At 47.2% G+C, this 15,216-nt stretch carries 10 protein-coding genes; 5 read left to right on the forward strand and 5 right to left on the reverse strand.

Annotation, left to right across the window (positions count from 1 at the left end):
* Nucleotides 1–523: 523 nt before the first annotated feature.
* Nucleotides 524–1,447, reverse strand: coding sequence for an S-layer homology domain-containing protein (locus QF049_RS17495; RefSeq protein WP_307539216.1), 924 nt, complete (start codon nt 1,445–1,447; stop codon nt 524–526).
* 361 nt (nt 1,448–1,808) lie between these two features.
* Between QF049_RS17495 and QF049_RS17500 the strand changes: the two genes are divergently transcribed.
* The 3 genes from QF049_RS17500 to QF049_RS17510 all read left to right on the forward strand — a co-directional run bounded on the left by QF049_RS17500 (nt 1,809) and on the right by QF049_RS17510 (nt 5,966).
* Nucleotides 1,809–3,551, forward strand: a complete 1,743-nt coding sequence (locus tag QF049_RS17500; protein ID WP_307539219.1) for an ABC transporter ATP-binding protein — start codon at nt 1,809–1,811, stop codon at nt 3,549–3,551.
* Nucleotides 3,544–5,361 (forward strand): ABC transporter ATP-binding protein, encoded by a 1,818-nt coding sequence (locus tag QF049_RS17505; protein WP_307539221.1) that lies wholly within the window; start codon nt 3,544–3,546, stop codon nt 5,359–5,361. Before QF049_RS17500 ends, QF049_RS17505 begins: the two co-directional genes overlap by 8 nt.
* Before the next feature lie 104 nt (nt 5,362–5,465).
* The gene (locus tag QF049_RS17510) at nt 5,466–5,966 is read left to right on the forward strand and encodes a hypothetical protein (RefSeq protein ID WP_307539223.1); all 501 of its coding nucleotides are present in this window, start codon (nt 5,466–5,468) and stop codon (nt 5,964–5,966) included.
* Between the two features lie 34 nt (nt 5,967–6,000).
* Here the strand turns inward: QF049_RS17510 and QF049_RS17515 are convergent, their stop codons facing one another.
* Complete coding sequence (locus QF049_RS17515; RefSeq protein ID WP_307539225.1) at nt 6,001–6,432, reverse strand: Lrp/AsnC family transcriptional regulator; 432 nt, start codon at nt 6,430–6,432, stop codon at nt 6,001–6,003.
* A gap of 131 nt (nt 6,433–6,563) precedes the next feature.
* Here QF049_RS17515 and QF049_RS17520 point away from each other — a divergent pair, with 131 nt between their 5' ends.
* Complete coding sequence (locus QF049_RS17520; protein WP_307539227.1) at nt 6,564–7,316, forward strand: MBL fold metallo-hydrolase; 753 nt, start codon at nt 6,564–6,566, stop codon at nt 7,314–7,316.
* A gap of 517 nt (nt 7,317–7,833) precedes the next feature.
* Here QF049_RS17520 and arfA read toward each other — a convergent pair.
* Nucleotides 7,834–9,339 (reverse strand): arabinosylfuranosidase ArfA, encoded by a 1,506-nt coding sequence (gene arfA / locus QF049_RS17525; RefSeq protein ID WP_307539229.1) that lies wholly within the window; start codon nt 9,337–9,339, stop codon nt 7,834–7,836.
* A gap of 182 nt (nt 9,340–9,521) precedes the next feature.
* On the opposite strand from arfA, the gene QF049_RS17530 reads away from it, so the two are divergent.
* Nucleotides 9,522–10,427 (forward strand): ArsR/SmtB family transcription factor, encoded by a 906-nt coding sequence (locus tag QF049_RS17530; RefSeq protein WP_047844139.1) that lies wholly within the window; start codon nt 9,522–9,524, stop codon nt 10,425–10,427.
* Between the two features lie 120 nt (nt 10,428–10,547).
* Here the strand turns inward: QF049_RS17530 and QF049_RS17535 are convergent, their stop codons facing one another.
* Both QF049_RS17535 and QF049_RS17540 read right to left on the reverse strand, forming a co-directional pair.
* Complete coding sequence (locus tag QF049_RS17535; RefSeq protein ID WP_307539231.1) at nt 10,548–11,342, reverse strand: C40 family peptidase; 795 nt, start codon at nt 11,340–11,342, stop codon at nt 10,548–10,550.
* A gap of 529 nt (nt 11,343–11,871) precedes the next feature.
* Nucleotides 11,872–15,147 (reverse strand): glycoside hydrolase family 48 protein, encoded by a 3,276-nt coding sequence (locus tag QF049_RS17540; RefSeq protein ID WP_307539233.1) that lies wholly within the window; start codon nt 15,145–15,147, stop codon nt 11,872–11,874.
* Nucleotides 15,148–15,216: the final 69 nt, after the last annotated feature.

Genomic DNA, 15,216 nt, shown 5'->3' on the forward strand with positions numbered 1-15,216 from the left:
GAAAACAGACCTTAAAGTCAAAACCCACATATACGCATGGGACACGGTATTGATGTCTACAGCCATCATACTTTAATGTAATATTATCTGTCATATATCTTTCGCACATTACAAACCTATAATGGCTTGCCTTTATTCTATATTTCTCCTCCCTCTTTCGTATATATGTTGTTTTTATCTTTGGCTTTAGGATACATAAACGCTTATAAACACTGGAAATATGGAATCATATATGTAGATTTTGCACAAGGTGTGGAATCTGAAAACAGTAGATATTTCGGAAAAGACCATTAAAAAAAGCCATTCCGCTAACACGAACTGGCTTTACATCCTAAGCAGATATCCATTTCTTTATAAAAGAAACGACAGGATTATTTACATTCAATGTAATATAAATGATCTTATGAAAACCTGTGTACAGTTTCAACTCAAATAAAAAACGACTCTCCATACATGTATGAAGAGTCGTTTTGAAGATACACATCCGTTTTAACCATGTTCAGTTGTAGGGTTTGCAGTGAATTTACTTACCAGAAGGTTGAGCTTCTGCTGTATAGCCTGTTGGGATATCCGTTTCTGCAGTCACATTTGTGATAACCATCGGATACATCATGTCTGGATCAGGTTGAATAATGGAATAGAGCACGATGGCGCGTCCATCCTTCTCCAATTTCACATCATCAATCTTCAATCCATAACCAGGGTGTGGCATTTCAGCACTGAGTTTAACTTTGGTTGTTTTGTCATCAACCTTGGTCGTTGTTACTTCAGGTACAATCGCTTGTTGGCCTTCACCTGGATTGGTTGGAGTTGGCTCTGCTGAGCCGCCATTGCCGTGTTTATCCACAAATTCGAGTGCATTAAAGATCATGCTTGCAGCCTCCATACGGGTAAGCGACTGATCTGGACGGAAATTCCCGTCCTTATCCAGTTCAATGATGTTCATGTTCAGCAGGTTCTGGACTGCAGATATGGCGTCCTTACCGATTTTATTTTCGTCCTTAACAAGATTATACTTCATGACGACCGGATAATTCCCGGTTGTGTTAATCCCTTCATGTAGCAAAATGACAAACAGTTCACGCGTCATCTTGCCCTGTGGGTTCACTTCAACCGGAATGGACAGTCCATTCTGAGTAGCGGCCTGCACCGCATCGGCATACCACGTATCCGGACTGATTTTATTCTGAGCGGATGCTTCCGCAAATTCATTTTTTAGACCAAATGCGTTCACAATCAGTTGAACACCCTGAGGCTCGGACAATGCAAGATCTGGACGGAACAGATCCGCTGTTACTCCGTTAACAATGCCTTTTGATTTCAATGAATCCACAACCGACTTCTGACCTTCATCCTTCACATCTGTAAAAGCAAATACCGATGCACCTCCTGCTGTCAAAGAAACGCAGAGTGCAAGCGTTGCAGCCAATCCTTTTTTATGTTTCATTTCCTGGCACCTCCATATGATTAGTAAAGCCTATTTTTTACCTCTTCATTCCTACAGACGGGATACCCTCAGAAAATGTTTCAGTAATTTCGACATGTGGTGAATACAACACGGGAACATGGCATAGAACTCTTCTCCAACGCCGATAATCCGATTCACCTACGGTTTGCTAACTGGCTTCGTTGACATCCCATCGGATTAGCGCAAAAATAAGAATAGAGAAATCCATCGGATGACGGATAAACAACGAACCAGATCGCATACAGTAAGAGGGCACGACGCGCTAATAACAGGTGTCGGCCCTTTTCTTGACTCCACCCGCTGAACTGACTTCACCTATAACAAAAGGAGAACAATGCTTATGTCCAAGAAAGGATTACTTCGCGGTTATGTTGTATCGAACTGGCCTGTCTATCTGGTTGCTGTTCTTCTGATTATTGCCTCCAATGTGGGGCAAGCATCCTTGCCCCGAATACTTGGCAGTTTCACGGATCAATTGATGCAGAACACACTTCAGATGCAGACAATCGTAAGGTACAGCCTGTCTCTTTTGGCTATTGCCATCGGGTATAATGTGCTGTTTGGTACCGGACAGTTCATGATTATGAAGCTTGGTCGACGCTTCGAATTCATGACACGTGAGCGTATATTCAGTAAGTTTTCCGAACTTAGCGAACATTATTTCTCCAAACAAGGAAACGGAAAACTGCTGAGTTATGTCATGAACGATGTTACTTCCGTACGTGAAGCAATCTCCAATGGCGTGACGCTCATGACCAATGCCACCTTCCTGCTGTTGTCTTGCATTGTCATGATGCTGCTTAGCGGGATTCCGTTGACACTCATTCTAATCAGCGTTGTACCTTTGCTGGCGATTCCATTTCTGGTCGTGTTTTTTGGTCCGCGGATTCGCAAGCGCTCTCGTGACGTACAGGAAGCTCTTGCAACCATGACGGAATCCGCAGAAGAACAACTGGGTGGTATTCGCGTAACCAAGACGTTTGCCATTGAAGACAGTGCTCGTGCACGCTTTGGAACTACCGTCGATGCAATCAAGAGCAAACAGCTTCGTCTGGTTCGTCTGTCGTCGTTGTTTCAGGCTTTGCTCCCGCTGCTGGGAGCTATCTCATTGGTCGTTTCTCTGCTTGTCGGAGGTATTATGACCATGCAGAATTCTATTACACTAGGGAGTTTTGTCGCCTTAACCTTATATCTGCGCATTATCATGGGACCGCTTCAACAGATCGGCAATGTTATTAATACGGTTCAGCGCTCAGGCGCATCACTGGAGCGGGTGAATGACCTGCTCAGCGAAGTAGCGGATGTACGTGAACTTCCTGAAGCCACATCGCTCCAAACCGTACAAGATATCACCATGGAGAATCTAACCTTCTCCTATCCCGGCAGTTCATCTCCTGCTCTCAAAAACATTCAACTCAATATCCGTGCCGGGCGAACGATCGGTATTGTAGGCAAGACCGGCTCAGGTAAAAGCACCCTCGTTAAGCTGTTGCTGCGTACATACGAACCACCTGAAGGAACGATTCGCATCAATGGTACCGATATTCGGCAGCTGTCGCTGGAAAGTCTTAGATCACGCATCGCCTATGTCCCTCAGGATGGATTCCTGTTTAGTACCACCATCCGGGATAACATCGCATTCAGCGACCGGGAAGTATCGCTGGATACAGTGGAACATAGTGCACGACAAGCCATGATCTATGACAATATTGTCCGTTTTCCTGATCGCTTCGATACACGTCTTGGCGAACGTGGACTCACCCTGTCTGGTGGACAGCGTCAGCGAACCAGCCTTGCAAGAGGACTGATCAAACAAGCACAGTTACTTATTCTGGATGACAGTATGAGCGCGGTTGATGCTGTCACCGAGAGTGGTATTCTGCGCAGTTTGCGCGAGATCGGCAAGGGCAAAACCACATTGATCATCTCTCATCGCATCAGCGCGGTCCGTCATGCAGACGATATCATCGTTCTGGATGAAGGGCGAGTCGCTGAGCAGGGAACACATGCTCAGTTGATGGCTGCCAAGGGGTTATATGCGGCCACCTACCGTTTGCAGGAGGAGGGATTACATCATGTCTAACGCTAACGCTGAACTTCACCCAGATGCAGAGGCCGATCAAAGTAAACGAACTTCGTTTAAAGCGATGATGGCATACGCCAAACCGCATAAATGGGCTTTTGCCGGTATCTTCTTCTGCTCACTGCTTGGCATATCGGCAGATTTGTTACAACCATATCTGGTGAAGATCGCCATCGATGATCATCTGGCCATCGGCCAGACCAGTGTGGGCTTTCTCGTTCAGCTCGCAGCCATCTTTCTTGGGCTGGCGGTCATTAGTTTTATTTTTACCTATATCCAGAATAATCTATTGCAGCATGTGGGACAGAACATTGTATCCCGGATCAGAAAAGACCTGTTCAAACATATCTCCAAGATGTCCATGTCCTTCTTTGACCGTTTTCATATCGGCAGTCTGGTTACGAACGTATCCAGTGATACGGAGACCATCAGCAGCTTTTTCACTCAAGTACTGCTCAGTCTGATTCGGGATGGTATGATGCTGGTGCTCATTATCGTCTTTATGTTCCAACTTGATCCTGTGCTGGCGAGTTACTCCCTGATCGTTCTGCCTGTCATTGCAGTGGTTGCGGTATTATTCCGTAGTCGACTGCGGAAAGCTTATCAAAATGCTCGTACCCGGCTTTCCCGTTTAATCGCTTTTACGGCGGAGAACTTGTCCGGCATGTTCTTGATTCAGGCTTTTCACCAAGAGGAAGAACAGAAGAAACGTTTCTCGGAACAGAATGCGCTCCATCTGAAAGCCAACATTGCTCAAGCCCGCTCCAATGTCATCTTCAACCGAACGTTTGATATCCTTGGCAATGCGGCACTTGTCATGATGGTCTGGCTTGGAGGTCGCGCCGTACTGGGTGAGTCCCTGCAAGTCGGGGTATTGTATGCGTTTATCAGCTATATTCGTCAGTTCTTTCAACCGATTAACCAGATTACGATGCAATGGAATACATTCCAGTCCACGACCGTATCGATGGATCGCATCTGGAACATCCTGAATACACGGCCTGAAGTTGCTGATCCCAAACCCGGGATGGCCTCCTCTCTGGAACCACAAAATGTGATGGGGCAGATTGATTTTAATGATGTGTCATTTGGTTATCGGGCAGACCGGCCCTTGATCCAACAGATGAACCTGCACCTCTATCCGGGTGAAATGGTAGGTATCGTGGGCACAACGGGCGCTGGAAAAAGCACCCTGATCTCCCTGCTCAATCGCTTCTACGATGTAGACAAGGGCAGTATCGAGATTGATGGTACCGATATCCGGCATCTGCCGCAGGCTAAGCTTCATCGTATCGTGGGTCTGATTCAACAGGAACCCTTCCTGTTCTCCGGTTCCATCATTGATAATGTGAGGATGTTTCGTGAGGATATTACGCGAGAGCAGGCGATTGAGGCCTGCCGATTTGTCGGAGCACATGCGATGATTTCACGTTTGCCTCAAGGATATGATACGCATCTATCCGAACGCGGAAGCGGACTGTCCGCCGGGGAGCGGCAGTTGATATCGTTTGCCCGGATCGTTGTGTTCCAGCCCCGAGTGCTCATCCTTGATGAGGCAACCGCCAATCTGGACTCACACACGGAACAGCTTGTGCAGCAGGCGCTGGAATCGGTATCCCAGGGACGCACCACCATTGTCATTGCTCATCGTCTGTCCACGGTGATGCATGCCGATCGAATTCTGGTGATGGAGAATGGTGAGATTGTGGAGGAAGGACCGCACCAGGAACTAATCGCAGCCAAAGGTGTGTATGCAGACTTGTACACCCATGCGCGTGATGCAGGTAAAAATTCAGCTATATCAGGGTAATGAACCTGAGTTATAGTAAATACAGAACGTTGAACATGCCGCTCTGCTTATGCAGGCGGCACGTTTGGCATATCGATCAGCATTGTTAATTAGGAGGAACATCTATGCAACAACCTGAAACACCCAAGCGTGACCATCAGCAGGTTCGTTACCGACGCAGCACAGCTCTATGGAAAGGAAGTTTATGCTTCCTGTTCCTTCTCTTGTGCGTGAGCTTATTATGGATCATCGTAGACGGACAAGCCGAAAGACTTGAGACGATATACTATTTCATCGCAGCCGTACTGGGTATGTGGTTGATTGGACCACTATTCTTCATGTTTGTGTCACGACTAACCAGAACCCCTGCCGTGTTGTTATCCTGGAATGATGATGTGTTGAGCATGGGCAAACGGAAGATTTCTTGGAGCCAGATTCGCAAAGTTGAACTCGCCTCACCTGCCCGCAGCAAGTGGCTCCTGTCTGCTTCTCCAATGATCGTTCTGTTCCTGAAGGACGGCACACGTTCTCATATTCAGACAGATCATCTGCTGAGCAAAAAAGAGCTGAACCAGGCTGTGACTTTGCTTCAGGAGACTTTGCAAGAACAGAAGCAGGCTCTTTGAGTACCGGGATGGATGAGGACAAGCTCCCCACATATCACTGTGATTTCTCTACACCTATGGACAGGCTGACTTTGTAATTGCCGTAAGGTAGCAATGCTTCAAGCAGTTGGCCAAGCTGCTCTGTGGTGCCGGTCTGCACTCTCATCAGATAACAGCCTTCTCCGCTGACGCGATGGACTTCAACGATGTCCTTACGATCAGCAATGAATGTGCGAAAGGCAGCATGTCTGTCACCAGAGTTCAAGAAAACCGTGACAAATGCCTGTAGGCCGAGGCCAAGGCGTTCCGGGTTCCATTTTACCGTGTACCCTTCGATTACATCCAGGTCTTGCAACTTGCGCACTCTTGCACCGACGGCCTGTCCCGTGAGATGAACCTGTTCACCGATCTCTTTGTGAGAACGTTTGGCATCCTGAATCAGGATCTGCAAAATACGGATATCCGTGTCATCTATCATTTCATTCATCTTGCTTCAGCAATCCTTTCACGGTGAAATTAGTGTGGTCTAATTCCATTCATCATGTTATGTACTACGTTAAACGGGTTGTATACCATATAGGGTAATACTATTAAACAACCCGAAGGAGTGCAAATATAATGAAAATTCAATTGATTCGCAATGCAACACTGTGGCTCGAATATGGCGGGCTGAACATTCTCGTTGATCCAATGCTGATGGACGCCGAAGTCATCCCCGCAATCCCCAATACACCCAATGAGTTACGTAATCCAAGAGTTGCTCTGCCTGAAACCGAAACGGATTACCTGAATCCAGATCTGTTGATTGTGACACACACCCATCCGGATCACTGGGATGAAGCAGCAGCGAAACAACTTGATAAAGACATTCCTCTGTTCTGCCAGCCCGGGGATGAAAATGTATTTTTGGGTGCCGGATTCACAAATGTAACAGCTGTAGATGAAAAACATGAGCATCACTCTGTCCGATTCGCCCGTACATCCGGGCATCATGGTACAGGTGAAATCGGAGAACGTATGGGCAACGTGTCCGGTTTCGTACTTGAAGCAGACGGAGAACCCGTCACCTATATCGCTGGGGATACCATCTGGTGTGAAGAACCTGCTGAGGCCATTCGTCAATATACGCCTGAAGTCATTGTTGTGAATGCCGGAGGCGCACGCTTCCTGGAGGGTGATCCCATTACAATGGACGGGCCTGACGTTGTAGCCGTGAAACGCCATGCGCCATCTGCTCATGTCATCGCTGTGCACATGGATGCGATTAACCATTGTGTGATGTCTCGTACGGATCTTGCGACTTATCTGGCATCAGAGCAGTTGGATGGTCAGGTGCTCATCCCACGTGACGGCGAAAGTTTTGAGTTTTGAGTTTTGAAGCGGAAGCTACGCTGAATCAAAGCTGAAGAGAAATAACCTTTTCACACAGGTGGGTGAATTGTAACGAACTCAGCACACGCTATTAGTCTGTTGTTGGATACTCTAATATTCTAACGAATCCTAGACACTTATTTCCGCTCCGGGCATACTTTTCCCGAGATTTATCCATCTTTTTGCCAGGATAACGTGTCTCAGATTCGTTAAATTTCTACTATAACGATAATCGGCACAATAAGGCGTCCTAGGTTAGTTAGCATGTATGCACATGACCATGTACTCCATTTTCAACACACGCCGTTACCTAACTTATATGCTACCTTGTCTGCCACATCATCACTCTTGTCCCCCATGCCTTCCCTTTCCCTACAAAACACAACGAAAAAAGCTGGATGCGATGAACTCGCACCCAGCTTTTTTAATTGAAGGAACACGCTGAGCCGCTGGCTTCCTTCTCGGGCATCATGCCTGCCATTGCGCTCTCACGTGTCACATCCCTTTATGCTATCCCCTACTGGACTTTCAAACGGATTACGTTCCATGACGCTTTCGCCAAACTCGCTGTAATCAGGGTATCGGAGATGACTGCACCTCCGCGATTATGAGGAGCAACGCGGTTTGGTTGTGCTGCCGTGTTAGATGCTTTGAGATCATCACTCTCCAGCACGATATGCTCGATCACGGTACACTTCCCGAAGCTGCGCAGATCCACTTCGAGCGGAAGGGATTCTTCCAGATGACGGTTGACTGCGAATACAGTCACTTCACCCTGCTCTTCGTTATGAACCGCAATAGCTTCCAGATAAGGAACATCTGTGATTTGTTTTGTATCGTATTTTGGAGACTGGATCAATGGCACCAATGCTGTTCCACGCCCGAAGAGGGACGTATGCATAAATGGATAGAAGATTGTCTGTCTCCATGAACCACCGCCCGTATCTGTCATGATTGGTGCAATTACGTTAACGAGTTGTGCCAGACATGCCATTTTAACCCGATCCGCATGTTTGAGCATACTGATCAACATACATCCAACAAGCAGTGCATCCTCATGATTGTAGATATCCTCAAGCTGTGGCGGAGCAATCTGCCAAGGGTCCATCTTCGAATCATTTTCATTGGAGTGATACCATACATTCCACTCATCAAAGGACAGATACATCGTTTTTTTGCTGCGTTTCTTTGCTTTAATATAATCACAAGTTGCCTTCACGGTATCGATAAAACGATCCATTTCAAGCGAGCGTGCCAGGAACGTTGGCGTATCTTGCTCTTGATTGCCGTAGTATTGATGCAAGGACAGATACTCCACGTGATCATACGTATGATCCAGCACCGTTGCTTCCCATTCCGGGAATGATGGCATATTCAGGTTTGAACTTCCACAGGCTACCAGTTCAATTGTCGGGTCCGTCCACTTCATGACTTTTGCCGCTTCAACAGCTGCACGTCCATACTCTTCTGCTGTTTTGTGACCGATCTGCCAAGGACCATCCATCTCGTTGCCCAGACACCATGTTTTGATCGCATGCGGCTGCTTGTATCCATGCTTGATACGAAGATCACTATAGTACGAACCTTCCGGATGGTTGCTGTACTCTACAATGTTACGTGCTGCATCGGCGCCCCGTGTTCCCAGATTGACAGCCATCATGACTTCAGAATTAGCCTGTTTCGCCCAGTCCACGAATTCGTTGAAGCCAAATTCATTGGTCTCAATCGTTCTCCAGGCCAGTTCCAGTCTGCGTTTGCGTTCTGACACAGGCCCAACCGAATCTTCCCAATTGTAACCGGATACAAAATTACCTCCAGGATAACGTACAATCGGTACATTCAACTCCTTGACCATCTCCAGCACATCCGTGCGGAAACCCTGTTCGTTTGCTGATGGATGCCCCGGCTCGTAAATCCCGCCATAGACGGCACGTCCCAGATGCTCAATAAATGATCCGTACAAGCGCTTATCCACTACACCAATTGTAAAATCTTTATCTACCGTCATTTTTGCTTTTTCCATAATGAATTTCAACTCCTTAAGATTAATATAAAAATTAATTGATATTCTATGGATCAACGTTCATATTTATATTAAAATCGATTATAGCCTTAATTTCAACCTGAATTTTGCAAAATGTTATTCTTTTTACTGAATTTATGTTTAACTTAATTCTATACAGATAAAATGGAGGAACAACTGTGATCAGAGCAAATACCGATGCCGAATGGCTCCCCCTATATGAAGCACTTGCCAGTGAAGTCCGTCTACAGATCATCCGCCTTGTTGCAGAGACTCCGATGAATGTGAAGGACCTTGCTGCTTCACTGGGTCTGAGTAGTGCCATCGTGACCATGCATGTCCGCAAACTTCAGGATGTGGGCATTATTCAGTCCAAAATGATACGCAAAGACGGCGGCACACATAAAATGAACAGCCTTGCTGTAGACTGGATTGGCATCTCCATGCCGCAGGAAAGCGGCACAGCCCGCAAGCTGCACGAGGTTTCCGTCCCTGTGGGACACTATACTCACTTTGACGTCTATCCGACATGTGGTCTGGCTACGTCCAATCATGTTATCGGTCAGTATGATGACCCTCGTTATTTTCTCGACCCTGAGCGGATGCATGCCCATATTCTATGGTTTGGCCGTGGATTTGTGGAGTACAAAATTCCAAACTATATCTTATCCGGACAGCAGATCAATGCGATTGAATTGTCCCTCGAGATCGGGTCAGAAGCACCTTCGGTGAATCCGAATTGGCCCTCGGATATTACATTCATGCTGAATGGCATCCGATTAGGGGAATGGACAAGCCCTGGAGATTCAGGCAACGGACGTGGCATGTTCACCCCGGAATGGTGGAGTGACAGTGTCAATCAGTACGGCATGCTCAAGGTACTGCGAATTACCAATGAGGGTACGTTTATTGATGGACAACATCTATCCGACATTACACTCGCAGATATCCCGGTCGAACGCAACCAGTGGACCCTTCGTCTTTCAGTGGAAGAAGATGCTCAGCATGTAGGCGGGCTTACCTTATATGGCGAGGGATTCGGCAACTACAATCAGGACATCCTGTTCCGACTGTACTATCACGATTGAGTTTTTCAAAATAATAAATAACACAAAAACACCTCCCACTCGCCTGTCAAAGGCAGAATGGGAGGTGTTTTGTATGCATATGAACATGCGTGGATTATTTAAGAAGATTCTTGTTCTAACCTACAACGCACTGCCACCAAACAGGAAGCGATACTCCCAGTGTTTGCCGGAGATATCACTAGTTGTTACACCACCGCCAGCGTTGGAATATGTGTGTAATACTTTTCCGTCGCCCATGTAAATCCCTGTGTGAGTAATGGTTGCGCTAGATTTATTCACGCCCGAATACGATGATGCAGAGCTGCCTTTATACGACATGAAATACATCAGATCACCGCGTTTCAGGTTTTTCCAGTTCGTCTGAACTGTACCCTTGGCTTTTACATAGGCTCCCTGTTTGCGGGAATCCGCTGGAAGCTTGATGCCAAGTGCATCAATGAAGGCCTGGCGTACAAAGCTGGAACAGTCAAAAGTAGCTGTGCTGTTACGACTGGCTCCGAACTCATAAGGTGTTCCCAAATATTTCATTCCCGCCGCAATTACTTTTTCTACAGATGCATTGCCGGTCACCGATGTACCACTATTCGAACCAGATCCGCTTGTGCCGCCACTAATCGCTTGTGTGTATTTGGATGAAGAAGATATGTAGCCTGTCCGATTAGCAGAATCCTTAATCTTATACCAATTCGAACCGGATTGCTGAAGCACTGTTACCGTTTCCCCTTTAGCGACCAAGCGAACAATCTTCGCAGAAGAAGAAGGTGTTGTGCGTAGGTTTACGCCCCAAATTACTTTTACTTGTGAATTGTCAACAGCAGCTGCCGATACCTGTGCCGTTAGTGCTCCTGTTGTCAGACTTCCCATCAGCATCGATGCTGTGACACTTGCCGTAATAATCGTTTTCTTCCAGTTCATGATGTCGAGTTCCCCCTGATGTTACAGAATTTTAACCTGGCTTGGTTCTCCCGGGCTTGCCCCATTGTAAACGGGCTATCCATAACGTTCATCAGTCAAAAGTCCTGTATTGATGCAGGCGAACTTGAGCACTAAGTATCAGGGTTTGTCCGTAATCTGCTGGAAAAATTCACTGCTGATCCCTTCTTTTTGAAAGGTTAAATTATTGTAACTATTTGATGTGCTTGATTTTTCTGCGATACAAGAGCTAGGTCGTTTCTCATCCAGGGCATATGCCATATGACCTAGATTTTAATGTTTAAAATCAAAAATATGGTAAACATTACTATGATTCATTTGCCGATTACCGTTCCCCGAATTCACATTTTTGCCTCCAGCCTTAATACGGATCGTTTTATCAGCAGTGTTCGTTTGATTATTTCGTATTTCATTTTCGCTTTTCCATAAAAAAAAAGAAAAGCCAGGGATTTCTCCTTGGCTTAACCTATATGATGAGTAACATCACTCTACAACTGGTCGATCAACTCATTTAAGGTTCAATTCCCCATACCTTGGCGCCATCCTGATAAGCTGTCACTTTTGTCCAGGCACTGAAGGCCGTTTGGGTGGAATCAAAGGAATAATCATTCGTTTGATCAAAATTCGTCCAGTTGTTTTTCGAGAAACGTCCCTGGATGATTCCGGTTTCGGCACCTGCGGCCAAACTGCCGGCACCTGCTTTGAATTCAATCTCCAGATACGTATCTGCCGTGCCCTTGGCCGAATCTATCGAAACAAAATGCCCTTCCACGTTACCACTGCCAATCTGTGCATAATCACACCAGAAACTCAGATCAGCGGCACTATCCTTGGTGAAATAATACCGGACCTTCACTTTGCTCAAGTCCACAGCAGTTGTACCTGTATTCTTCACATTAAATTGTGGAGTAATCGCATTGACCGAAGTTCCTGAACTACCATTACGGTATTGTACTTCAAGCGTTCCCGTTGTGACTGGAGGTGCTAATGGAGTCAACACCAATACATTTGAATTCGTCTGACCACTCGTATTAATGGCTACGACTCTATAATTATAAGCCGTACCATTCACCGCTGTAGCATCGGTATACGTCAGTGCGGTCAAACCTGTCGCCAGATCAGCATATGCCCCGGTGCCTACCGAACGTTGTACCTTATAACTTGATGCTCCAGTTGATGCAGTCCATGTCAGTACCGCCTGGGCATCGCCAGCCGTTCCAGTAAGGTTGAATACGCCTGGCAGAACAGTACCTGCGAGTGGTGTTGCAGATGCCTGTGTCGACGGTGCAGACTCACCTACGGCATTCACCGCAGTGATGACATAATAATACGTTGTACCGTTGGTCAAGCCTGTATCCGTGAATGTCGATCCTGTGATCCCTGTCGCTACAGACGTATAAGGACCACCATTCACCTCTGCACGCTTCACGGTATACGAGGCTGCACCAGCGGCTGCGTTCCAATTCAGAACCACTTGCTCACTTCCTCCAGTTGCTGTTACGCCAGCAGGAGCAGCGGGTACTTCCACTTCCGGACTATCGGAATCTCCGAGGAGACGATCATACTCCCCATACGCTGTAGCCATATCCACCTGTGACCAGAAGCGGTGATACGTAAAGGTTGGTGCACCGTTTTCCCACTGCTTCGTTGTCGGATTATATGACGTTTTGTACAGATTATCCAGGTAAGCCCATGCCGGATCTTGCTTGATGGCCGGACGCAGATCGGAATATCCAATGTATACGCCATTGCCACCTTTCGCCGGATCGGAAGGTACACCTGCTGTACCAGGAATCGTGTTGCCTTGACCAAAGGTTCCAGACCAGTTCGCCGGGATATAGATCTCTTTGGCAAAGAAGCGGAAGTAGTCTTTACGCTCTTCTTCCGTAACAATCCCCACACCATCATTGTAATCCCAAGCTGTATCCAGCAGAGCCTCGGCCAAATCCTTGGCTTCTTGGCCTTCCGCGCTAAGTGTGCCGTTCTCTGCCTGTGTTCCCGCTGCGAAGAAGGTCAGAGCTTTAACGTAACTTCCCAGAACTCCTGTGTCCTGCACTGGATCTTTGGTCGTTACACGGAAGTTCGGATTTTCCGTAAACGAACTGAATCCGTTCCATTTGTCCGGTTGACCCTGCCATTCCTGACCACCCGGAATCCAGAACTCTCCCGGAGCCGGTGTTGTCGCTACCTGAACATTAGTTCCACCTACAATGCGCTGTCCAGCCGCATTCAGATAATAACCTTGCGCATCCGTTACCGGACGCTCACCTACAAATACATAATCCTTGGACCAGTCAATCCATTTCGTGATTACTTTTTTGGCCATCTGGAAGTTCTCAGAGGTCAAATCACCGCTCTCCGCAAGAATATAGTACATCTCGGCTACACGCTCCAGCGGCCATGCCTGGAATCCAAACCAGGTGTTGGAATCCGGATCACGATATACAGGTGCCTCCTGATATGCCATGTCATAGAATGTACTTACGCCTGCCGGATAGGCTTTGTATGAACCATCCAGACTGTTCGTTGCTCCCCCGCCGATAGCTCCTTCATGGGATTGTAGCCAAGTGTAGAATTCCAACTGACGTTTCAGCGTAGCATTCCAATCTGCCTTCGCTGTTGCTGATTTCGGAATCAAGCCGCCCGCCGGGTCAGACAAAGCATACGCTGCAACCGGGTTTTGATAAGCCTGATGGGTATGGCTCGCTCCAATGCGCCAAGCCCAATCCCCACCTTGACCCAAGCCACCTCCCCAAGACGTATACCAAGCCATGAGATACATGTTGGAATCCTTGCCTGTACCCGGAGTTGGTGTACCGCTCTTTGCACTTCCAATTTTTTGGAAGTATTTATCATACATACCATAGCGCAGATAGTCCCCCATCTTCTTCGCTTTATCCAGATATTCCGGATTGTTGTATCCCATCTCCTTCGCCCAATACAGCACCTGTACAGCACGCGCATCGGCATCCGTTGCGTTAGTGTAACGCCATTGTGCTGACGGTACCTGAGTTTCCTTTGTGAACAAGCTCATGAAGCCTTCGTTTGCCTTACCAAAAGATTTATCATCCTGGGATGGATGCGGAATGGCTTCCCACACAGACTCCTGCTCCCCACGCTGGAACGTGTTCACATAGGTAGCCGTATGTGATGGATTCAACAGGTTGCCATACCCATACCAGTCATCCACATCGACCAGCCAGTGCATGAGATAGGTCTGATTGTCACCATAGGTCGCCTTAAGTTCGGCATCAATCGGGTCTTTACCCGCTGCATATTGACCATTAAGTTGCGATGGATATTGATCAGGGAAAGGTTTTTCCGCTGCATACGTAGCAGGGCTGTTTGGGTTATATGAGCTCATCGTAGGCTGCTCTTCCTTGCCGTCACCTTCGTTGACCGGGATAATGTATTTCTCCATACTGTCCCAAGCTGCTTCCAATTGGGACCAATCTCCCGTGTAGTGACCATACATGGTTTCCAACCACAGCCAGTAACTGTATGCCTCTGACGTCGTCATATGACCATAATCCGGTGCCTCACTCAACAGCGTCTCAATGGAATGATACGGTAGACCCTCTGGCGAAAAATATCCGTTTGCCGGATCTTTCAACTGTTCATACAATTGCAAAAACCGGGCTTCATTGATGCTGTCTGACTGAATCTCGATGGCCTGATCTGCGGCATGTGCCGTCTGTGGCCCTGCCCACAGTCCGGTGTATCCGGTCAACATGACGGTTCCCGCCAGCATGGCTGTTAAACTTTTTTTCGCAGCTGATTTCAACATTAATATATACCTCCCTGGAATAGTGGAAATTGAATATAAGTGTTGTTGGTCTGCCCATGCTGCTCTTCG

It is taken from the genome of Paenibacillus sp. W4I10 (genome assembly GCF_030816325.1).
Lineage (GTDB): Bacteria > Bacillota > Bacilli > Paenibacillales > Paenibacillaceae > Paenibacillus > Paenibacillus amylolyticus_B.

Bases quoted from the DNA above. Each gene is read 5' to 3' on its own strand.
- QF049_RS17495 (WP_307539216.1), bottom strand. From the start codon at position 1,447: ATGAAACATAAAAAAGGATTGGCTGCAACGCTTGCACTCTGCGTTTCT.
- QF049_RS17500 (WP_307539219.1), top strand. From the start codon at position 1,809: ATGTCCAAGAAAGGATTACTTCGCGGTTATGTTGTATCGAACTGGCCT.
- QF049_RS17505 (WP_307539221.1), top strand. From the start codon at position 3,544: ATGTCTAACGCTAACGCTGAACTTCACCCAGATGCAGAGGCCGATCAA.
- QF049_RS17510 (WP_307539223.1), top strand. From the start codon at position 5,466: ATGCAACAACCTGAAACACCCAAGCGTGACCATCAGCAGGTTCGTTAC.
- QF049_RS17515 (WP_307539225.1), bottom strand. From the start codon at position 6,432: ATGAATGAAATGATAGATGACACGGATATCCGTATTTTGCAGATCCTG.
- QF049_RS17520 (WP_307539227.1), top strand. From the start codon at position 6,564: ATGAAAATTCAATTGATTCGCAATGCAACACTGTGGCTCGAATATGGC.
- arfA (WP_307539229.1), bottom strand. From the start codon at position 9,339: ATGGAAAAAGCAAAAATGACGGTAGATAAAGATTTTACAATTGGTGTA.
- QF049_RS17535 (WP_307539231.1), bottom strand. From the start codon at position 11,342: ATGAACTGGAAGAAAACGATTATTACGGCAAGTGTCACAGCATCGATG.
- QF049_RS17540 (WP_307539233.1), bottom strand. From the start codon at position 15,147: ATGTTGAAATCAGCTGCGAAAAAAAGTTTAACAGCCATGCTGGCGGGA.